The following is a 20,712-nucleotide window of genomic DNA, read 5'->3' on the forward strand; positions in this document are numbered from 1 at the left end:
CGGGAGCGGCGGCGGGCGAAGCCCGCTCGCCTCGGGGCGGCCGGCCCTGAATACACCCCCACCCCTGGGGCACCGGGGCCTCATGGCTAACACCGTGGGTGACTACTTGTTGGAACGGCTCCGGGAGTGGGACGTCGGCACCGTCTTCGGCTATCCCGGTGATGGCATCAACGGACTGCTCGCCGCCTGGACCAGGGCCGAGGGCCCTCGCTTCATCCAGGCTCGGCACGAGGAGATGTCCGCCTTCCAGGCCGTCGGGTACGCGAAGTTCACCGGCCGGGTCGGCGTCTGTGTGGCAACCTCCGGGCCCGGCGCGATCCACCTGCTGAACGGCCTGTACGACGCGAAGCTCGACCACGTCCCGGTCGTCGCGATCGTCGGCCAGACGAACCGCTCGGCAATGGGCGGCTCCTACCAGCAGGAAGTGGACCTCCACAGCCTGTTCAAGGACGTGGCCGGCGAGTTCCTGGAGACCGTCAACGTCCCCGAGCAGCTCCCGAACGTCCTCGACCGAGCGATCCGTACGGCGCTCAGCCGGTCGGCGCCGACCGCGATCATCATTCCGGCCGACGTCCAGGAGCTCGAGTACACGCCGCCGGAGCATGCGTTCAAGATGGTCCCGTCGAGCCTCGGCTTCGAGCCGGCAACCCAGCAGCCGGACCAGGACGCCGTACGACGCGCTGCCGAGCTGATCAACGCAGGCGAGCGCGTCGCCGTACTGGTCGGGCAAGGCGCCCGCGGAGCGCGCAAGGAGATCGAGGAGCTGGCCGAGATCCTCGGCGCCGGCGTAGCGAAGGCTCTCCTCGGCAAGGACGTCCTGAGCGACCACCTCCCGTACGTGACCGGCTCGATCGGCCTGCTCGGCACGCGGCCGTCGTACGAGCTGATGACCGGCTGCGACACGCTCCTGACGATCGGCTCGAGCTTCCCGTACTCCCAGTTCCTGCCCGAGTTCGGCAAGGCCAAGGCCGTCCAGATCGACGCCGATGCGTCGATGATCGGGATGCGGTATCCGTACGACGTGAACCTGGTCGGCGACGCCGCGACCACGCTGCGCGCCCTGATCCCGCTGCTGCGCCGCAAGGAGGACCGCTCCTGGCGCGAAGGCATCGAAGACGGTGTCGATCGCTGGTGGAACGTGATGGCCGGGGCGGCTCACGTCGACGCGGACCCGGTGAACCCGCAGCGCCTGTTCCACGAGTTCTCCGAACGTCTGCCCGACGACTGCATCGTCGTCGCCGACTCGGGCTCGGCCGCGGACTGGTACGCGCGCCAGCTCCGCTTCACCGACTCCACCCGCGGCTCGCTGTCCGGCACGCTGGCGACGATGGGCTCGGCCGTCCCGTACGGCATCGGCGCGAAGTTCGCCCACCCGGACCAACCGGTCGTCGCGTTCTCCGGCGACGGCGCGATGCAGATGAACGGCCTCGCCGAGCTGATCACGATCAAGCGGTACTGGCAGGAGTGGTCGGACCCGCGGCTGGTGATCGCCGTACTGCACAACAACGACCTCAATCAGGTCACCTGGGAGATGCGGTCGTTGCAGGGCGCCCCGAAGTTCCCCGACTCGCAGACGCTGCCCGAGGTCGACTACGCCGGCTTCGCGCAGTCGGTCGGTCTGACGGGGATTGCTGTCAGAAAACCTGACGAGCTGGCCGCCGCCTGGGACAACGCCCTGGCCGCCGACCGGCCGACCGTGCTCGACGTGTACTGCGACCCGGACGTCCCGCCGATCCCGCCGCACGCGAGCTGGGACCAGATCACCAAGATGACCGAGTCGCTGTGGAAGGGCGACGAGGACCGCTGGGGCGTGCTCAAGGAAGGCGTGAAGACGAAACTCCAGGAGCTGCGGCCGTGACCCTCACAACGCGTCGCCGCGGACGACGAGGACGACCACGCTGACGACCGCCACGCCGATGGTGACGAGGAACGGCGCCTGCTTCCACGCCACGATCACGCCGAGCAGGACGGCGACCACGGCCAACGCGATCCAGCCGACAGCGCCGATCGGGCCCGCCGGTGCGACCGTGAGCAGGACCGTCGCGGCGGCGAGGGGGAGTGGCGCGAGCAGCCTGGAGGCCTGCCCAAGCCGCTGCGGCCATCCTCGTACGCCGGTCGCCAGGTCGTCGGCGAGATCCGGTACGACGTTCGCGAGGTGCGCGCCGACGCCGAGCAGCGCGGTCGCCGCCGTGGCCCACCACGGCGCCCACTCCCCACTCGTACCGAGCGTGACGAACGACGGCAGCGCGCCGAACGCCACGGCGTACGGAAGCCAGGAGACCGGCGTCGACTTGAGCCCGAGGTTGTACGCCCACGCGCAGGCGACGAACAGCAGATGGGCGAGGCCCGCCAGGAGGCCGTTGGCCAGCGAGACCGGGATCGTGACGACCAGCGCGACGACCGCCGCGATCCACAACGTGCGGCGGCCGACGAGTCCCAGGACGACAGGCTTGTCACGCCGGTTCACAATGGAGTCGCGGGTGGCATCTATCGCGTCATTGCTCCAGCCGATCGAGAGGTGGCCGGTGAGGATGGTTGCGGCAACGAGGAGAGATCCGGTGAGGCCGCGGCCCGCGGACCAGGCAACGGCCGTGACGAGCGTGGTGACGGCAACGGTCGGGCCGGGATGGCAGGCCAGAGCCAGACCCTTGACGGTTCCGAGTCGGCTCACCGAAGCAACGATGCCACGATGAGCCGGATCGCCGCGGTGCAGGCCGCGTTGCCGCCGTACCGGTATCAGCAGGCCGAGCTCACCGAGGCGTTCGCGGAGCTGTGCCTGACCGACGGCAAGGGCTTGGCGCTGCTGCGTCGGCTGCACGCGAACGCCGGGGTGTCGCACCGGCACCTCGCGATTCCGCTGGAGCAGTACGGCGAGTTGAAGGACTTCGGCGCGGCCAACGACGCGTGGATCGCGGCGGCGGTCGACCTCGGGGCCGAGGCGGTCAGCGGGGCGCTGGCGGCGGCCGGGCTGTCGGTCGACGACGTGGATCTGCTGATGTTCACGACCGTGACCGGGGTGGCGGCGCCATCGATCGACGCGCGGGTCGCGATGCGGCTCGGACTGCGCGAGGACGTGAAGCGGCTGCCGCTGTTCGGGCTCGGATGCGTCGGGGGAGCGGCGGGGATCGCTCGCATGCACGATTACCTGACCGCGTGGCCCGGGCACGTCGCCGTACTGCTGTCGGTGGAGCTGTGCTCGCTGACGCTGCAGCGGGACGACTCGTCGTTGCCCAACCTGGTGGGTGGGGCGCTGTTCGGGGACGGTGCTGCCGCCGTCGTGATGACTGGTTCCGAGCGGCCGGCTGCAGGGCCTTCGGTGGTGGCGACGCGGAGCCGGCTCTACCCGGACTCCGAGCGGGTGATGGGGTGGGACGTCGGGTCGGGCGGGTTCCGGATCGTGCTCGGGGCCGACGTACCGGAGGTGGTGCGCAAGTACCTCGGCGGTGACGTCCGGGACTTCCTCGGTTCGCACGGGCTGACCGTGCCCGAGATCGGGACGTGGGTGAGCCATCCGGGCGGGCCGAAGGTGCTGGAGGCGGTCGCGGAGACGCTCTCCTTGCGGCCGGGGGCGCTCGACCTGACCTGGAAATCGCTCGATGCGGTCGGCAACCTGTCGTCGTCCTCGGTGCTGCACGTGCTCGGTGACACCATGAGGCTGGATCCTGCAGGTCCGGGCGTGCTGCTGGCGATGGGCCCGGGCTTCTGTTCCGAGCTCGTGCTGATGGAGTGGTGATGGATCCGTCGTTGTGGTGGTACGTCGTACTGGTGCTCCTGGTCGGCCTCGAGCGGGTCGCGGAGCTGGTCGTGTCGCTGCGCAACGCGGCCTGGAGCTTCGGGCAGGGCGGGGTGGAGTCCGGGAAGGGGCACTACCCGTTCATGGTGGTGCTGCACACCGGGCTGTTGGCCGGGTGCCTGGTCGAGGCGATCGTTGCCGACCGCCCGTTCGTCCCGGCGCTGGGGTGGACGATGCTGGCCGTCGTACTGCTGGCGCAGGGGCTGCGGTGGTGGTGCATCGGCACGCTCGGGAGGCAGTGGAACACGCGGGTGATCGTCGTACCAGGGTTGTCGTTGGTTGCTAAAGGCCCCTATAAGTTGCTCCGGCACCCGAACTACGTGGCGGTCGTGCTGGAGGGGATCGCGCTGCCGCTGGTGCACACGTCATGGGTGACGGCGGTGGTCTTCACGGTGCTGAACCTGCCGCTGCTCGCTGTGCGGATCCGCGCCGAGGAGACAGCGCTGGACGGTGCGCTGACCGCTGGTCGACCGCCGGCGCCGTGATCGATCTTCTCGTCGCGGGCTCTGGTCCTGCCGGGGCTGCCACGGCGATCCGGGCAGCGCTGGCCGGCTTGGACGTTGTTGTCGTCGAACCGCGGGAGGCGCCGATCGACAAGGCCTGCGGGGAGGGGCTCGCGCACAGCGCGGCCGCTTACCTCTCCCGCCTGGGTGTGGTGCTGGAAGGCCGCCCGTTCCATGGCATCCGCTACCTCGACGCGTCGCACTCCGTCGACGCCCGCTTCCGGGCTGGACCTGGCCTGGGAGTACGCCGCACGGAACTTCATCGGGGCCTGCGGCACCGCCTAGATGCTCTGGGCGTGCCAGTTGTCCGAGCAAGGGTCGGCGAGATCTCGCAAACCTCGTCCTCGGTCACCGCCGCCGGCCACACCGCCCGCTACCTGGCGGCCGCCGACGGTCTCCACTCACCTATCCGCCGACAGCTAGGACTTGGTAGTGCTGCCGGTGCCGTCCGGCGGGGCCTGCGGCAACATTTCGTCATCCGCCCGTGGAGCGACCTCGTCGAGGTCTACTGGTCCTCCCTCGGTGAGGCCTACGTGACGCCGGTCGCCGACGACCTGGTGGGTGTTGCTGTGCTGACCAGTGCTGTCGGTTCTTTCGACGACCATCTCCGCGCCTTTCCCCGCCTGCGTGCCCGCCTCGGCGATGCCCCGCCCGCGTCCGGCGTACTGGGCGCCGGGCCATTGCGTCAGCGAGTCCGACGCCGCGTCGCAGGACGTGTCCTGCTGGTCGGCGATTCCGCCGGCTACGTCGACGCGCTGACCGGCGAGGGCATCGCCGTCGCCCTCCGCACCTCCGCCGAGCTCGTCGACTGCATCGCCAAGGATTGCCCCGAGGACTACGAGGCCGCCTGGCGCCGCGTGTCCTGGGAGTGCCGTGCGCTCACCGCATCCTTGCTCTGGGCCCGCAACAGATCGTTGCTCGCTCCCCGCATCGTCCCCGCCGCGGCCGCACTGCCCGCTGTCTACGGCGCGATCGTCAACCGCCTGACGTGAAGGGGCCCGGCGATCGCTCAGACAATCGCCGGGCCCAAATGGTTCGAGCTCCCTGGTGAAGAGTTCGACCCAGTCGGCTCAGCTCCCTGGTGAAGAGCTGAGACGTCTTCGTGATCAGTACTTTTCCACCCGGATGTTGCTCATCGATTGCCGGAATGTGAAGCCTTGTTACGTAGCGCTGTGGCGAACGTCTCAGTGCTCGGTGCGCACCGACGCGATCTGCAGCTGGAGCGCGAGTCGCTCCCGCGGATCCGACAGGTCGAGCCGCGCGATTTCGCCGATCCGCTTCATCCGGTGCCGCAGGGTGTTGGTGTGCAGGTGCAGGTCCTTGGCGGCCTGCTGCGGCTGGCCCGGATGGTTCAGCCACGCCTCCAGGGTGTCGACGAACGCGGTGTCGTTCTCGATGTCGTGCCGCAGCAGCGTGGCCAGCGGCCCGTCCATCTTGGTGGTGTCGAGCGAGGTGACCGCTCGGTGAACAGTCAGTACGTGCCAGGCCTGCTCGACCCGGAGCGCCGGTCCGCGCGCAACACCACGTCGTACGAGGTTGAGCAGCTCCACCGACTCAGCACGTGAGCTGGGCAGGTCAGCGGGGTAGCGGGCGCGTCCGCCGGCGGCAGCCGCCGTACCGGGGTTGTCCTTGGCCTGGTCGCCGACTAGCTTGCGCAGCCAGCGCCAGGAGCCCGGCACAGCTTCGCCGTCGGACACCACCGCGAACACCGTGCCGTCCAGGTCAGCCAGCAGCGGCTCACTCCAGCCCTGGCGGCGGCCCAGCGACTCCCAGAGGTCCAGCTGCTGCGGTACGTCGTACCCGTCGGGTGAACTGAGCGCGACCACCCGCCACGGCGCCGACGGGAGCCTGACCTCGACAGGCGCCTCAGGGGAGAACTGCCGGAGCACTGTGCGCAGACGGTCGATCGCCGAGCGCCTGGCGACGTCTGCCTGCGCCCTGAGCCGCAGCAGGTGCAGTGCGAGCACTGACGCGGCGTTGCTGAGCTCTTCGGTGACCTCCTTACTCACTGGGCCGTCCACCACCGCCCAGATCGAGCCCAGCCACTCACCACCCGCCCGGACCGGTACGACGAGCCGCGGGCGGATGCCGTTGGGCCCGTCGGGCACCAGGAACGGTTCGCTCGACCGGGCCAGCCGCCGGAAGATGCCCCGGGCGCGGAAGTGGGCGATCACCTCGGCGGGAACTCGCCGACCGACGATGGTCGACACCCGGGTCGGGTCGGTGTCGGACAGGTCCTGCTGGGACGAGTAGGCCAGCACGCGCGACTGGTTGTCCTCGATGGTCACCGGTGCGTCCACGATCGCTGCAGCCGCGTCAGCCAGGGCAAACAGCTCCTGGTGGACTCCGGCGTCACCAGCGGCGGGGGAGTCCGGTGCGGCCGCCCGGTCGATGACTCCGCGGAGCAGCCAGACCACGTGCGCCCAGGTGACGGTCGGCTGGAGCGCGATGAGGGTGAGCAGCCAGCGCTCCGCCGTAGCCACTACTGCGGGCTCCTGCGCCAGACCGGTCCGCAGTACGACGCCAGACGCATTGCCGGCGGCACAGCGCTCCAGGAGCTCGACCGCCTCCTCGGCGTTGCGCAGGCCGAGTCCCAGGACCAGGTCGCCGGGCCCACCGGTCGCCGGCTCCTGCGGATCGGCGAGGAAGACGTCCCGCACCTCGGTGTCCCCCTGCCCGGCGACAACGGTCTCGAACAGGGCTGGGCCGACGGCGACGACCAGGTCAGGCGCGGTGATCATAAGGTTATTGTGCTCTGCGCACTGTCATTTGCTCCAGCAGTGGTGCGATCGCACCATGACAGCGCTCCGGGACCGGCGCACCATCGAACCATGGTCGCTGCTGGTTCAACCACACACATCGTCCCCGACCGGGTCGCCATCGTCGGCGCCGGCATGGTCGGCCTCGCCACTGCCTGGTTCCTCCAGGAGCGCGACATCGAGGTCACCGTGTACGACCGTGAAGGTGTCGCCGCGGGAGCGTCCTGGGGCAACGCGGGCTGGCTCACGCCGGGTCTGGCGACCCCGCTTCCGGAGCCCGCGGTGCTCAAGTACGGCGTACGCGCTGTCCTGAGCCCGTCCTCGCCGGTCTACGTACCGCCGACGGCGAGCCCGCGGCTGCTGTCCTTCCTCACCCGGTTCGCTCGCAACAGCACCGCCGGGCGCTGGAAGACGGCGATGGAGTCGCTGGTCCCGATCAACCGGCAGGCCCTGAGCGCCTTCGACCTGCTGGCCAAGGCCGGGGTCGAGGCCGAGACGTACGAGGCCAAGTCGTTCCTCGCGGCGTACCGGACCGCTGAAGAGCGCGCAGTGCTGCTCGAGGAGATCGAGCACATCCACGCCGCCGGGCAGGGCATCGAGTTCGAGGCCATCACCGGCGACGACGCCCGGGAGATCGAGCCGTCTCTGTCGGACGAGATCGGCGCGGCGATCCGGCTGCACGGCCAGCGCTTCATCAACCCCGGCGACTACGTCAAGCTGCTCGCCGACTCGGTCGTCGCCCGCGGCGGCCGGATCCTCACCGGTGCGAACGTCGCCGACATCGTCGACGGGATCCGCGACACCCGCGTGGTCACCGCCGACGGCGCGAGCGAGCAGTACGACTCGGTCGTGATGGCGACCGGGGCGTGGCTCGGCGACCTGGCGCGGCGGTTCGGCGTCAGGACCGTCGTACAGGCTGGTCGTGGGTACTCCTTCAGTGTCCCGATCGCGCACGTACCGGCCGGACCGGTGTACTTCCCGGCGCAGCGGATCGCCTGCACGCCGCTGGGCGACCGCCTCCGGGTGGCCGGGATGATGGAGTTCCGCAAGCCCGACGCGAAGCTCGACCCGCGCCGGATCGACGCGATCGTCGAGGCCGCCCGTCCGCTCCTGCGCGACGCCGACCTGGACGCGCGCACCTTCGAGTGGGTAGGACCGCGCCCCTGTACGCCGGACGGCCTGCCGCTGATCGGTGCCACCTCGTCCCCGCGGGTCTTTGCCGCCGGCGGGCACGGGATGTGGGGCATCACGCTCGGCCCGGTCACCGGTCAACTCCTGGCCGAGACCATCACCACCGGCCGTCGTCCCGCCGAGCTGGCGCCGTTCGACCCACTCCGCTGACCTTCGTGGCGGATCGCATCCAGCGACCCGCCACCGACCCGGGCCGTGGCGACACCTCACCGCCACGACCCACCCGGCCGGCCAGAGATCTCTGACCCGGCCTCACCCGCCTCCAGCGCGGGCGCCGTACCCGCTCTCTCCTCGAGCGGCGCACCACCCGCCCTTTCTCGTGGGGCGGCGCACCACCCCCGTACCACCTTGAACGGGGCGCACCATCCCCGCTACACCTCAGAACGGGGCGCACCACCCGCTCCCTGCGAGCGGCGCACCACTCCCCGTCCCTGCGCGGGAGGCACAATCCCGTTCAGCAGCGAGCGGGCGCACCATCCGCTCCCCTGCGAGCGGCGCACCACCCCACTCGCGCCTGGAGTGGGGAAGCACAAAGTCCGCCATGCGGGGCGGACCAGAACAAACGGGCACCGGCTGCGCCTGAGCCGGCCCGGCACCACCCGCTCGACCCCGAGCGGCAACCCGTCCCTTCCGGGACGGAGCGCACCACCCGCCTCCCCTGGGGCGGTAGCAGCACCGACCGGGCATCCCCGAGACCGGTCCCGAGAGCGTGGTTCCCACCAGCACCTGGGAACCACGCTCTCGTCGTACGACGACAAAGGCCCCTGGTCTCGTCAGATTCGACGAGACCAGGGGCCTTTTGTGCTGTGTGAACTAGTGCGTGTGCGGCTCGGTGCCGTGCTCGGCCTCGTGCGCCGCGATCTGCGCGCGGACCTCGTTCATGTCCACCGCACGCAGCTGGCTGATCAGGTCCTCCAGCGCCGGCGCCGGGAGCGCACCCGGCTGCGAGTACAGGACGACACCGTCCCGGACCGCCATCAGCGTCGGGATCGACCGGATCTCGAACGCCTGCGCCAGCTCGACCTGTGCCTCGGTGTCCACCTTGCCGAAGGTGATGTCCGAGTGCTCCTCGGAAGACTTCTCGAACACCGGTCCGAACATCTTGCACGGACCGCACCACTCAGCCCAGAAATCCACCAGGACGAGCCCGTCGGAACCGACGACCTCGTCGAAGTTCTGCTGGGACAGCTCGACCGTTGCCACTACGACCTCCGAAAGAATAGGGAATACGCGCTGTTCAACACCGCCGGTGCCGCCAGTGTTCCCCGCGGCCCGCCCGCCCGGGACAGGTCCGCCGGTGAGCACGCTCCCACCCTCACACATCGCACCGCACCGACCACACTCCGGTACGACGATCCGACCCATCCGATCAGTTGCCTCAACCGAACAACTGATTCACGTGCGGCGAGACGCCGGACTGGAATGCATGCTCCCGGGGCACACTGCCCCACCGAGGGATCTGCCCTTCCCAGCCCGGCGCACGCCGTGCTCGCCTGAGGGTCAGATCGGGATGTCGACGAAGGGAGACGCGTAATCGTGGACCTCGTCCAGGATCGCCGCCGCGGCCTCCGGCGTCAGCTCGGCCCGCTCCTGCTCGGCGACGACCATCTGCCGCAGCAACCGGGTCTCGCCGGCCGTCGCGAGCCCGGTGATCTCCGGGTGCCCGTTGAGCAGCCAGGCCGTCGCGGCCGTGATGTAGCGCTGCTCGTCGAACGGCCGGTACCAGGTGTCGTACGTCTTCTCCTCGCCGTCCTGCCAGTTCCGCCGGGCGATCATCTTGATCGTCATCAGCGCGGCGTCGGAGGCCTGCACGGCCTCGACCAGCGCCGCGTAGTCGTCGGCGTACTGCGGGTCGGTCGAGAGCCGGTAGTTCAGCGGCGTGAGAACCGAGTCGAAGTCGAAGCGCCGCAGCCCCTCCCGGTGCACCGCCGGCGCCTGGGCGGTGTGCCCGGTGATGCCGATGGCGCCGACCATGCCCTCTTCCTTGGCCCGTACGGCGGCCTCGAGCGACCCGCCCTTACCGGTCACCAGGTCGAGGTTCTCCATGTCGCAGACCGCGTGCATCTGGATCAGGTCGATCCGGTCGGTCTGCAACCGTTCGAGCGAACGATTGATCTCCGACCACGCTTCGTCATAAGTTCGCCGTCCGGTTTTGGTCGCGAGGAAGATCCGGTCCCGGATCTCACCCATCCGCGGGCCGAGCCGCAGCTCCGCGTCGCCGTAGTCGGCGGCCACGTCGAAGTGGTTGACGCCGGCCTCCAGCGCCTCTTGGATCGACGCGTCGGCGGTGTCCTGATCGACCCCGCCCAGCGCTGCCGCGCCGTAGATCAGGACCGAACTGCGGTGCTCCAGCCGTCCCAGCCGTCGAGTCTCCATGCCCGTCCTTCCGCAAGTACTTCAGAGTGCCGGCCCGATGGTCAGCAAAGTCACCAAGAACCTATTACTTTGACCCTGCGCCACGACAGAGTTTTCCACAGGCTGGTACGGGCATCGACTACACTGCGTGATCAGTTGAATCGATTCTCTACCCTGTCCTTCGCACGGATTTTCGAACCTGTCCGCGGCGTGTGGCATGGTTTGCGCTGCCTGATCGAGCCGGTCGGGCATGAGAGAGGAGCTATGGCGACGGTACCGAAGGTGTCACGCTTCGAGCGGAAGTGTGCATCTGCCCCCGAGTGGGGTAACAGTATGGCTGCGGGGAGCGATGGAGCATCCGGATCCTGGTCCCAGGACTCCCGATGGACAGTTGCTTGCCGTATCCTCCCGGCTACTGTCCGCGTAACTGCTGTCTGAGGGGCGGGGAGAGATGAGTTGGTGGCGAACGGTCCTGAATCTGCCACCCAAAGGTGAGCACTGGTCGGACCAGCGACGGACGAAGAAGCCCAAGGGCCGTCCGCAGAACACCGCACCGGAGTGGTGGCAGCACCCCGACGGCCCGGTGTCACCCACCCCTCGCCAGGCACAGGGCGTAGCCGCGCAGTACAGCGCGCCCCCTCCGGCCACCGGTGGGGTGATGGCGCCTCCGCGCCGGCCCCAGGGCCCGGAGACACCTCGTACGGCGAACCAGCCGCCCCAGCACGCCACCGCTCCCGGCCAGCGACCCCCGGAACGTCTTCGCCAGCGCTCTCCGCACGGAGCCCACGCGGCACCCCAGCCGCCGCGTGGACCGGTGGAGCCAGGCCAGACGCCGTGGGCGACCGAGCCGGAGTCCTCCTTCTCGACCTGGGCCCGGCGGTTCTTCCGCGGCCTGGTCGTCGCAGTACTGCTGCTCGCCGCGATCAGCGGCGTCCGCTCCTGGATCCGGCCCAACACCGGGACCAACGGGGGAGTCGTGGCCAACCAGTCCGGCTTCCCGGCCGACGAGGCCCGCGCGGTCGCGACCCGGTACGCCGTGTCCTACCTCAACTGGGACGAAGGCAACCCGGACGCCCGTCCGGCCCAGATCAGCCTGGACCTGGCCGCCGGGCTCGACGCCCGCGCCGGCTGGAACGGGCGTGGCAAGCAGACCGCCAACGCGGCGTACCCGGGTGAGGTCAAGGTCGACTCCGGTGGCGTCACGGCGGTCGTCGACGTCCGGGTGCAGGTGCGCCCGTTCGCCAAGCAGGGCCGCGGCTGGGCCGGCCAGGCCTACAGCTGGCAGCGCGTCGCCGTACCGGTCGCTCGTACGTCGTCCAGGGTCGTCGCCAGCGGCCCCCCGACGTACGTCGCCGACGAGCGGGTGGCACTGCCGGACAACATGCCGGACGCCGGCGTACCGGACGACGACCTGACCGCGGCCACGCTGAAGGACGCCGAGGCGTTCTTCAGTGCGTACGCCGAGTCCGACGCGAAGGTCGAGGCGGTCGCCGCTCCGGGGGCCGCGATCCGCAGCCTCAACGGTGCGGTGAAGCTCGGCGAGCTGAAGGACTGGCAGGTCTTCACCGGAAACGATGACGAGCGCCGGGCCACCGGTGCCGTCACCTGGAAGGGCACGGGGGACACCACCCTCGACCAGACCTACACGCTCACTCTGCGGCGGACCGTCGCCGCGGACGGGGCACAACGATGGCAAGTGGCTGCCGTCGGATGACCGCAGCTGACCGCCGTCGGACCATGAGAGCACCAAGGGAGACACCGCAATGATCACGACTCAACTGGTAGCCAGCGTGGTGGAGCTCGCCGCGCCGCTGGCCGACCCCAACGTGCCCACCGGCGCGGACTTCAAGGACTGGGTCCTGGTCATCGCGGGGAACATCTTCATCGCGATCCTGGTGCTGCGCGCCATCGGGCACTACTTCAAGCGCGAGTGGGGCGAGCTCTTCGGGCACATTGCGGCCGGTGTGCTGGTCGGCGGGCTGATCTACGCCAACAACCAGACCATCAACGTGCTCAAGGGCTTTTGGGGACTGCTCTCCGGAGGCAGCTGAATGCGTGTCGGCCGGACCCTGACCCACCACTTCGAGATCGAGACCCGGCAGTACGACCTGCTCGGCATCGATCTGGGTGAAGGCGCCCGTCGCCGGATGATCATCTTCGGTGCGGTGATCATCCTGCTCTGGATCGCGCTGCTCGTGCCGTTCATCGGCGTACCGAAGAAACCGACCGTCAGCCTGTACGTCGTACCGCCGTTCGTGATCACCGCGTTCGGCTGGCGCGCGGGCAAGCACCACGAACGCCGCCGCCGCGTGACCGAGTGGGCGCTGGCCGTCCGCTACGCGCTGCGCGCGCACCGTCCGATCATCGGGCTCGGTGCCCGGGCCGCGGACAAGACGGAGTACCTGCCCTGGCGCGAGCGTGTCGCGACCCAGAAGGTGGCCGGCCTGGCCAAGGCCAGGGTGACCCCGGAGTGGGAACGTGAAGTCGTGGAGGAGCTCGACCCCCAGGTCCGCGCCGGTGCGGACATCACGGTGAACCAGCGGGCCCGCCTCCTCGGGGCGGACCACGTGCAGAGGGTCAGTCGCAGGACGTCGTCGTCGGGGCTCGGCCGACACAAGAGCGAGGGGCACTGATGAAGATCGCTGACAAGCTCCTGAACCTGGTCGGCGTCGGCCGTGAACGCGGTCTCCCGCCGCCACGCCTGGTCGCCATCGCCGACGGCCTGCTGGTCACCGAGCGCAGCGCGGAAGCGTGGTTCCTGATCTCGGTGGCGAACACCGACCTGGCCACCGAGGGCGAGCAGGACGCCGCCCTCGACGCCGCGGTGAGTGCGGCCGCGACGATCCTCGGCGACCGGCTCAGCCACCTCAAGGTGGTCTGGGGCCGTTCGACCGGCCAGGATTACATCGACAGCATGGCCGGCCACTACCGGCTCGGCGACCACGAGGCCTGGGCGCAGACCCGCGCCGACCGGATCGACGAGATGCGGATGCCGGAGCGGTACGTCGCGCTCGGCGTCCACCTCAGCGACCGCGACCCGCGCGCGACCGCGCAGGTCCGCGGCTCGATCAGCGACGCCCTCGGTACGACGTCCTGGCGCGTGAGCGCGCGCGAGCTCGCGCACCTCGACGAGCGGGTCCGCAAGCTGGCCCGCCAGCTGGGTTCGACGGTCTGGCGGGCGCACACCGCGCCGGCCGAGGTGATTTCCTGGCTGGTCAGCCGCGAGATGCACCGCGGTGCCGTCGCCGCCCCTCGCCGGGGCCTGATCACCGGCGCCTCGCTGGCCCGCCTCACGGCCGGACGAGTCGTCCCGTACACCGACCACCTGCGCATCTACGACACCCGCGGCCAGATCGCGGCGTACACGACCGTGCTCGCGATGACCGACTTCCCCGAGGAGCTCGAGACCCCGGGCGCGGGGGAGTGGCTGCGGACGCTGTCGGAGATCAAGGCGATCGACGACGACGGCGACGAGATCGACGTCACCGTCGAGGCGTCGGTCCGGTTCCGGGTGCTGACCAAGAAGACCGCGCGGCACCTGGTCGACGAGACCCGCAAGTCGGCCAAGGAGCAGCGGCGTTCGGCCGCCAAGGGCACCGCCGAGGAGACCGCGGACGAGATCGTCGAGACCGAGCGGATCATGCGCGAGGTCAAGCGCGACATCAACCGGTCCGGCCTGACGCTGGTCGAGGACCACCCGCGCCTGCTGGTCAGCGCGGACACCCGCGAGGACCTCGAGGCGTACGTCGACGCCGTCATCGCGCACTACGCCGACCGCGGCATCACCGTCGCCGCCGGCGCCGACGAGCAGCGCGATCTGTGGCTGGAGTCGCTGCCCGGCGACCAGCTCCGGGTGCCCGACCTCGGCCACGTCCGGGAGTCGACCGCGTTCTTCGGGTCGTGGTTCTGGGGCGGTGCGTCGATCGGTGACGCCACCGGTCCCTCGATCGGGTACCTGACCGGCTCGACGCCGGGTCTGGTCCGCTTCGACGCGGCCGCCGGTTCGGCGCTCGGCGACGCGACCACGACGCTCTTCCTCGGTCGATCCGGTCGAGGCAAGACGACCGCCGCGATGCTCGGTGGCCTCGACTCGGCCTTCGCCGGCGCGTGGGTCCCGCTGCTCGACCTGAAGGGTGACGCCGCGGGCGTCTCCGCGGTCGCCGCCGAGTACGGCGTACCGACTGCTGTCATCGAGATCACCGCGCAGTTCTCCGGTGCCGCGGACCTGCTCCGCGTCCTCCCTGTCGACGACGCGCTCCTGCAGGCGCCGTCCCAGCTGATGCTGCTGCTCCCGCCGCACCTGCGTGGCGCCGCGGAAGCACCGGTGATGGCGGCCACCCGCGCCGAGATCCAGTCCCCGGACCCGTCGTCCTGGGGCGTCATCCAGCGCCTCTGCGCCGCCGACTCCGAAACCACCCGTACGGTCGGCTTCGCCCTGCGCGACCTGGTCGAGACCGGCCTCGGCTCGGTCGTCGCCGGCCCACCGTCCGGCCTCTCGTCGCTGACCACGAACCCAGGCCTCTGGGTCGTCCAGATGCCAGGCCTCACCCTGCCCTCTCCCGAGTCGGCCCCCGAGTCCTGGTCCCCGATCGAACGCGTCGGCATGGCCTGCCTGCGCGGCTGCCTGGCCTGGATGGTCCGTACGACGGGCCGCCGCGAGTTCCGCGGCCGCTCCAAGGTCGTCATCGTCCCCGAGGTCCACCTCCTGACGAAGACCCCCGACGGCGCCAGCTTCCTCGACTACATCGCCCGAGTAGGCCGAGCCCTCGGAGCCTCGCTGGTCCTGGACACCCAGGACCCCGCGTCGATCCTCAAGCTCCCCGGCCTCGTCGAGCAGATCACCACCCTGTTCGCCTTCTCCCTGCGCTCCCGCGAACAGGTCGACTCCCTGCTCGAGCTCCTGGGCCGCCCGCAGACGGCGCCGTACCAAACCCTCGTCCGAGGCATCAACACCGCCGCCAACGGCAAGTCCATCCGCCACGGCCACTGCATCATGCGAGACCGCTGGGACGAGGTCGCCACCGTCCAGATCGACATCCCCAGCCAACGCGTAGCCGACCTCCTCCGCACCACCCCGGAGTCCGAGCACGCCCTGGAACCCACGCAACCCATCCCCACCCTCCCCGAAGACATAGACCCCTTCGCCGAGGACGAGGAAGACGACGCCCTCCTCCCAGAACCAGCCGCCACCGCCACAGCCCAGGCCGAAGCCCACACCCTCGACCCCGAGCCCCTCCAGGACTCCCCTCTCCAGGACGTGCCCCTACAGGACGCCCCAGCCCAGGCCACCCCGGCTCACGCGGCACCGGCTCACAGCACCCAGTCCCAGGGCACCCCAGCCCACGGCGTACCGGCCTACGGCACCCACCCCCAGGGCACCGGCTCTCAGAGCCCCCCGTCCCACGGCGTAGCGGCTTACGAAACCCCGGCCGACGGTGCAGCGACTCACGGCACCCAGCCCCAGAGCACCCCGTCCCACGGCGTGCCGGCCTACGACACCCCGGCCCAAGGCCCCGCCCTGGACGACGCTCAACCCCAAGAAGCCCCCACCCAAGTCACCCGCGCCCGCAGGGACCCCGCCCAGGCCCCCCAGCCCGCCGCCCCATCACCAGAAGACGCCGTCCCCACCACCCCCAACGGCACCCCCGTCTCCCATGCCACGCCCCACCCCCCAGTAGCCCAGCAATCCGGCACCGCCCCCGCCCCCCTCTCCCCAAACGGCAACGGCCACACCCCCCACCCCACCCACCACGAGGCCCCCATAGGCCCCGACGAGGTCTACGACCAAGAAGCCGACGACCCCGGCTACAACAAAGCCATGTACACCCCCGACGAAACGCACCCCACCAAGAAAGAGCACGTCGGATGAGTCGCGTGCGCAGACTGCGCACAGCGCTCACGGTGATGGCCGTCACCACCATCCTCACCTGCCAAACAGCCCTGGCCGCTGACCCCGACACCGGCCCAACGAACCCCACCGGCTTCGGCGACCTGCTGCCGACTCCGGACCTGACCCACGGCGACACTCGGACTCTCTTCGAGCAGTACAGCCCGACCGTCTACGGTCTGGACTTCGAAACCAGCTTCAGGGACCCGGTCGAGGCGGTGTTCAACGGATACGCCCACATGGTCATGCTGTACATCGTCGCGATCACGCGGGCAGCGATCTCGGTCGGCTGGTGGTTGTTCTCGTTCACCGATCTGAAGCCGTTGACCGAGACAGCGGCGACCGCCATCGGTTCGGTCAACACGGAACTGGTCGGTTGGCTCCTGCCCTCGGCTCTGGCATTCGGCGCCATCGCTGCGTACGCCGCTCGTCGAGCCAATGGCAGCGCGATGGGACAGCTGGTGTGGGTCTTCGCTGCTGGCCTGCTCGCCACCAGCTTCGCCGTGGCGCCCTCCACCTGGCTGTCCGGCGTAGACGGCGCGAGGCAGGTCGGCTCGGATGCTGTCGTCAGCACCTCGAACGAGGTCCTCGGTGACACGGTCAAGGTGCCGATTCCGTTGCCGGAGCCGAGTTTCTCCGGAACCGCGCGGGACAACCTGCTGCGTAAGTCGGGCGACGCGACCTGGCGAGCTTTCGCCGCGACGCCCTGGTGCGTCGCCGAGTTCGGATCGCTGGCGGCCTGTCAGCGGTACGGCAAGGCGATCCTCGACAAGGGCACCGACGGGGATGCGCGGTCCAAGTACATCGATACCGAGGTGAGCAAGGCCGAGGGTGGTGGCAACTCCCCGACGGTGAAGTGGGCCAAGGGTGACAACCCGTTCGGCCGCGTCGGGGTTCTGACCCTCGGTGCGATTGCGGCGACCTTGTTCGCCTTCCTCACGATCTCCTTGGCGTTCACCGCTTTGATGGCCTTCGTCGGCTGCATGCTCCTGCTGGTCGTAGGGGTGTTGTTCGCCTGTCTGTGGGCGGTGCCTGGTCGGACCCGGCAGTGGGGCATGAACTGGTTCGAGGCGCTTCTCGGCCTTGTTCTGCAGTCGATCCTTGCCTTGCTGGTCTTCTCGACAACGCTTGCGTTCGTCACAGCCGTCTTCAGTCTCACGGACACGCTCGGGTGGCTCCCGGTGAGTGGCCTAGCAATCGCAGTACTGATCGCCGGGTTCCGGTTACGGCGCCTGTTCGAAAGCATGAGCTCGATGATGCGTCCGGGCTCAGGCAGCCTTCTGATGGGTGGCCTGGCCCGCCGGGGAGCGATGACGGCGGTACGCCGGCTCATGGGCGCGGTTGGCAGCCGTGCGGCGAGCCCGACGATGGGGGAGCGGCTCGGAGGTAAGGGCGGCTCGTCCGATGCGCCTGCAGAGCGTGCTACTGCCGTCCGTGTCTTCAGACAGGCACCGGCCGTCGGTTCGAACGCCCCTGGGGCAGCACTAGGACGTCAGCAGCCGGCGCACGAGCTGGGTGGCGGTCAGGATCGCCGGGCACTTGGTTCTGCCGCGAGCCCTGCCGGCTCGGGACCGGGCGCACGCAAGGAGGGGTTGCTGGGTCGTCTGAGGGACCAGCCTCGCACCGTTCAGACCGCGGCGATCTCGGCGGTTCCCGTTCCTGGTGACGCCTCGCAGTCCGGGCGCCGCAAGGCGATCTCGGTTGGTCTCGCATCGACCTCCGGTACGACGGCGTCAGGCGGGTCCACGAGCGGAGGGGCCTCCAGCACGCCGTCGGACAGCAGACGCGGAAAGCACGCGAGGGAGGCGAAGCCGGCGCCGGCCTCATCGAGCCGGTTCGAGCCTCGCGTGCACAGCCACTCGGCGAGTCTTCGCGATGGGCCGCCGAAGGCCGTGCGGGAGCGTCGTCGTCCGGCCGGGGGCGGGCAGCGTCGATTCCGCGAGTACTCGAAGGTGACCAAGGACGGCGTGACCGTCATGGTGCCGACGCGCAGGTGACCAGGCGATGAGTAAGCGGAACCGGGACCGGCCGCCCACCGGCAACGACCCTGACGGCATCGACGACGGTTCTGCCGGGCAAGAGTTGCGTCCGGATCAGCCGTCCAACTGGCGCGACGCGATGAGTCCGGACTACTCGTATCCGGAGGAGATCGACGACCTCGGGCGCCGTCAGCGCAGGCAGGCGAAGCGTTCGTGGCGGCGCGACGACCACGCGCAGCGGATGGCCTGGCTGCGGGAACAACGCCAGGCTGAACCGACCAGTCCTGTCACCGTGATCGTTGCCGTGGTCATCCTTGCCATCGTCGTCCTTGGTCTCGGTGGAGGCTTGCCGCGCCTGTTGGGTCGCGACGAACCGTCGGGTCCCGACGTCGGGCTGCTCACTCCTTCGGCGCAGGCACCCCAGCCGACCTCGGGCAGCAGTTCGGAGCAGAGTTCGCCGTCCGACACACTGACTCCCAGCTCTGCGCTGTCGACGCCGCCGGTCCTGACCGAGCGGCCGTCGTCATTGGCAACTACGGCAGCAGTCGATGTCGCGACGCTGTGGGCCCGGATGTTCTACACCCGGAACCCGTCGGCCGAGAGCTACGCCGATCTGGTCGCCAAGACAGGTCCGTACATCAGCGACGAGGTCGGCGACAGCCTGATCGCCGCCGGTGATTCGACCTACGAGGCGTTGAAAACCGACGGCGGAAAGTCCACGGTGGCATCGCTGACGGTCGGCGTGCCAAGGCCCGATTCCGCTCCGGTGGATACACCGACGCGGATCAGCCGGCTCCTGACCATCACCATCGACGTCACCGGCAAACAGCCCAGTCGCATCGTCCTGCCCTTGGTGGTCACCCTCGTTCCCGAAGGCAGCGTCTGGGTGGTCAGCGATCTGAACGGCGGAGCGGGACCATGATTAGGTGGGTGAGCTGACCGTGTTCGAACAGCGGCAGCAGGGAGGAGTCCTGGGCGCCGTCCTCGGACAGTCGATGGTGCTGAAGGCCGTAGGGGTCATGGCAGCAGTGGGTCTGATGACACTGGTGCTGCTCGTGCCCTTCGGCGCCGGTGACAACAACTACGCAGCTGGTTGCCCATCCGGTGACGGGGCTCGTGTAGACGACCCGCCAGCGAGTGGGTCGTTGCGAGCACGCCAGGTCGGCTTCGCGAAGATCATCGACTCTGTCGCTGTCGCACGTGGTCTGCCGGGGCGCGCGACGCTCGTGGCCTTGATGACCGCGCTGCAGGAGTCTCAGCTCGAGAACATCAGCTACGGCGACAGAGATTCTGTCGGGCTCTTCCAGCAACGTCCTTCGGCAGGGTGGGGAACTGTCGCGGAGATCCTCAATCCGAGATACGCCGCCGAGGCTTTCTTCGGTGGCGCAAGACCTCCGAGCCCTCCTGGTCTCGTCGAAATCGACGGCTGGCCGTCCATGTCGTACACCGAGGCCGCGCAGGCCGTTCAGGTGTCGGCCTTTCCGAATGCGTACGCCAGGCACGAGCGAACGGCTCAACAGATCGCTGCCGAAGCGGGGATCGACCTCGAGCGTGCGGGTGATCCGTACGCCGGCCGATCAGGTGCCAAGCCGACCAGCAATCCGACGGCGGGAGAGCAGGTCCTCGACGAATGCGATGACGGGCAGGGGCTGATCGCAGGACGTCCGGTGCACGGCGTTTGGCCGCCGCAACGGCCGAGCGTCACGGACCCGACCGGTACCGGCGGTTTGGTCACCGAGCGTACGGCTCTCTGGGTCGCCCAGGCGCGTGCGGCCTTGGCCAATCCGTCGATGAGTTGCTGGGACCGGCACGCCTGGAATCCGACCAGCGACCACCCCCAAGGCAAGGCGTGCGACGTGTTCGTCGGTGGTGACGCACGACGAGCGCCCCAGGCGCGGGCGAAGGGGGACAAGATCGCGAACTGGACGATCACGACAGCAGGGACGACAGGCGTTCGCTACCTGATCTGGTATGGAAGGATCTGGAGCGCTCGTACCGGTCAGTGGAAGGTCTACAACGGCGGCGGTGTCTACGATCCGAACAATGCAACTGGCGGACACTACGACCATGTCCACGTGTCGCTCTACTGATGGCAGGAGCGTCGCATGAGCAACGTCAACGGTCCGGATGAGGACCGCGAGCCGGACTCGTCAGGGTTCCCTCCCGGAGCGCCACGCCCGCCCGAGGGGCAATCACGTCCGATTCCGCCTCAGCTCCCGGGTGGGACCTCGGGGGAGGTCAATCG

16 protein-coding genes are annotated in these 20,712 nt (G+C 69.5%); 12 read left to right on the plus strand and 4 right to left on the minus strand.

The features are described 5' to 3' along the window. The first annotated feature begins 82 nt into the window (after positions 1–82). A complete protein-coding gene (locus ACYVIO_RS20305; RefSeq protein ID WP_460652410.1) occupies positions 83–1,858 on the plus strand; it encodes a thiamine pyrophosphate-requiring protein in 1,776 nt (591 codons plus the stop codon). 3 nt (positions 1,859–1,861) lie between these two features. Here the strand turns inward: ACYVIO_RS20305 and ACYVIO_RS20310 are convergent, their stop codons facing one another. Beyond that, entirely contained in the window at positions 1,862–2,671 is an 810-nt protein-coding gene (locus tag ACYVIO_RS20310; RefSeq protein WP_460652411.1) for a UbiA family prenyltransferase, read from the minus strand. Between ACYVIO_RS20310 and ACYVIO_RS20315 the strand changes: the two genes are divergently transcribed. The 3 genes from ACYVIO_RS20315 to ACYVIO_RS20325 are packed head-to-tail and all read left to right on the plus strand — an operon-like array spanning position 2,627 to position 5,288. Beyond that, complete coding sequence (locus tag ACYVIO_RS20315; RefSeq protein ID WP_460652412.1) at positions 2,627–3,733, plus strand: type III polyketide synthase; 1,107 nt, start codon at positions 2,627–2,629, stop codon at positions 3,731–3,733. The genes ACYVIO_RS20310 and ACYVIO_RS20315 overlap by 45 nt on opposite strands. Continuing rightward, positions 3,733–4,278, plus strand: a complete 546-nt coding sequence (locus tag ACYVIO_RS20320; RefSeq protein WP_460652413.1) for an isoprenylcysteine carboxyl methyltransferase family protein — start codon at positions 3,733–3,735, stop codon at positions 4,276–4,278. The genes ACYVIO_RS20315 and ACYVIO_RS20320 overlap by 1 nt, the downstream gene beginning before the upstream one ends. Next, positions 4,275–5,288, plus strand: coding sequence for an NAD(P)/FAD-dependent oxidoreductase (locus ACYVIO_RS20325; protein WP_460652414.1), 1,014 nt, complete (start codon positions 4,275–4,277; stop codon positions 5,286–5,288). The genes ACYVIO_RS20320 and ACYVIO_RS20325 overlap by 4 nt, the downstream gene beginning before the upstream one ends. 192 nt (positions 5,289–5,480) lie before the next feature. Here the strand turns inward: ACYVIO_RS20325 and ACYVIO_RS20330 are convergent, their stop codons facing one another. After that, entirely contained in the window at positions 5,481–7,037 is a 1,557-nt protein-coding gene (locus ACYVIO_RS20330; RefSeq protein ID WP_460652415.1) for a helix-turn-helix domain-containing protein, read from the minus strand. Between the two features lie 90 nt (positions 7,038–7,127). On the opposite strand from ACYVIO_RS20330, the gene ACYVIO_RS20335 reads away from it, so the two are divergent. Continuing rightward, complete coding sequence (locus tag ACYVIO_RS20335; protein ID WP_460652416.1) at positions 7,128–8,396, plus strand: NAD(P)/FAD-dependent oxidoreductase; 1,269 nt, start codon at positions 7,128–7,130, stop codon at positions 8,394–8,396. A 663-nt stretch (positions 8,397–9,059) separates the two neighbouring features. Here the strand turns inward: ACYVIO_RS20335 and trxA are convergent. Together trxA and ACYVIO_RS20345 are read right to left on the minus strand one after the other, a co-directional pair. After that, positions 9,060–9,449, minus strand: coding sequence for a thioredoxin (trxA, locus tag ACYVIO_RS20340; RefSeq protein WP_344168376.1), 390 nt, complete (start codon positions 9,447–9,449; stop codon positions 9,060–9,062). A 297-nt stretch (positions 9,450–9,746) separates the two neighbouring features. Next, entirely contained in the window at positions 9,747–10,622 is an 876-nt protein-coding gene (locus ACYVIO_RS20345; protein WP_460652417.1) for an aldo/keto reductase, read from the minus strand. A 793-nt stretch (positions 10,623–11,415) separates the two neighbouring features. Between ACYVIO_RS20345 and ACYVIO_RS20350 the strand changes: the two genes are divergently transcribed. Genes ACYVIO_RS20350 through ACYVIO_RS20380 form a run of 7 tightly spaced genes read left to right on the plus strand, consistent with a single transcriptional unit; the run spans position 11,416 to position 20,557 of the window. Further along, positions 11,416–12,315, plus strand: a complete 900-nt coding sequence (locus tag ACYVIO_RS20350) for a conjugal transfer protein (protein WP_460652418.1) — start codon at positions 11,416–11,418, stop codon at positions 12,313–12,315. Between the two features lie 49 nt (positions 12,316–12,364). Further along, positions 12,365–12,652 (plus strand): hypothetical protein, encoded by a 288-nt coding sequence (locus tag ACYVIO_RS20355; protein WP_344168385.1) that lies wholly within the window; start codon positions 12,365–12,367, stop codon positions 12,650–12,652. After that, positions 12,653–13,234 (plus strand): hypothetical protein, encoded by a 582-nt coding sequence (locus ACYVIO_RS20360; RefSeq protein WP_460652419.1) that lies wholly within the window; start codon positions 12,653–12,655, stop codon positions 13,232–13,234. Further along, a complete protein-coding gene (locus tag ACYVIO_RS20365) occupies positions 13,234–16,470 on the plus strand; it encodes an ATP-binding protein (RefSeq protein WP_460652420.1) in 3,237 nt (1,078 codons plus the stop codon). Before ACYVIO_RS20360 ends, ACYVIO_RS20365 begins: the two co-directional genes overlap by 1 nt. Beyond that, positions 16,467–18,485 carry a hypothetical protein gene (locus tag ACYVIO_RS20370; RefSeq protein ID WP_460652421.1) on the plus strand — a complete coding sequence of 673 codons (2,019 nt, stop codon included), beginning with the start codon at positions 16,467–16,469 and terminating at the stop codon, positions 18,483–18,485. The genes ACYVIO_RS20365 and ACYVIO_RS20370 overlap by 4 nt, the downstream gene beginning before the upstream one ends. Before the next feature lie 7 nt (positions 18,486–18,492). Beyond that, positions 18,493–19,389, plus strand: coding sequence for a hypothetical protein (locus tag ACYVIO_RS20375; RefSeq protein ID WP_460652422.1), 897 nt, complete (start codon positions 18,493–18,495; stop codon positions 19,387–19,389). Between the two features lie 4 nt (positions 19,390–19,393). Further along, entirely contained in the window at positions 19,394–20,557 is a 1,164-nt protein-coding gene (locus ACYVIO_RS20380; protein WP_460652423.1) for a hypothetical protein, read from the plus strand. The last annotated feature ends 155 nt before the right edge of the window (positions 20,558–20,712 follow it).

The organism is Kribbella endophytica (genome assembly GCF_054781295.1).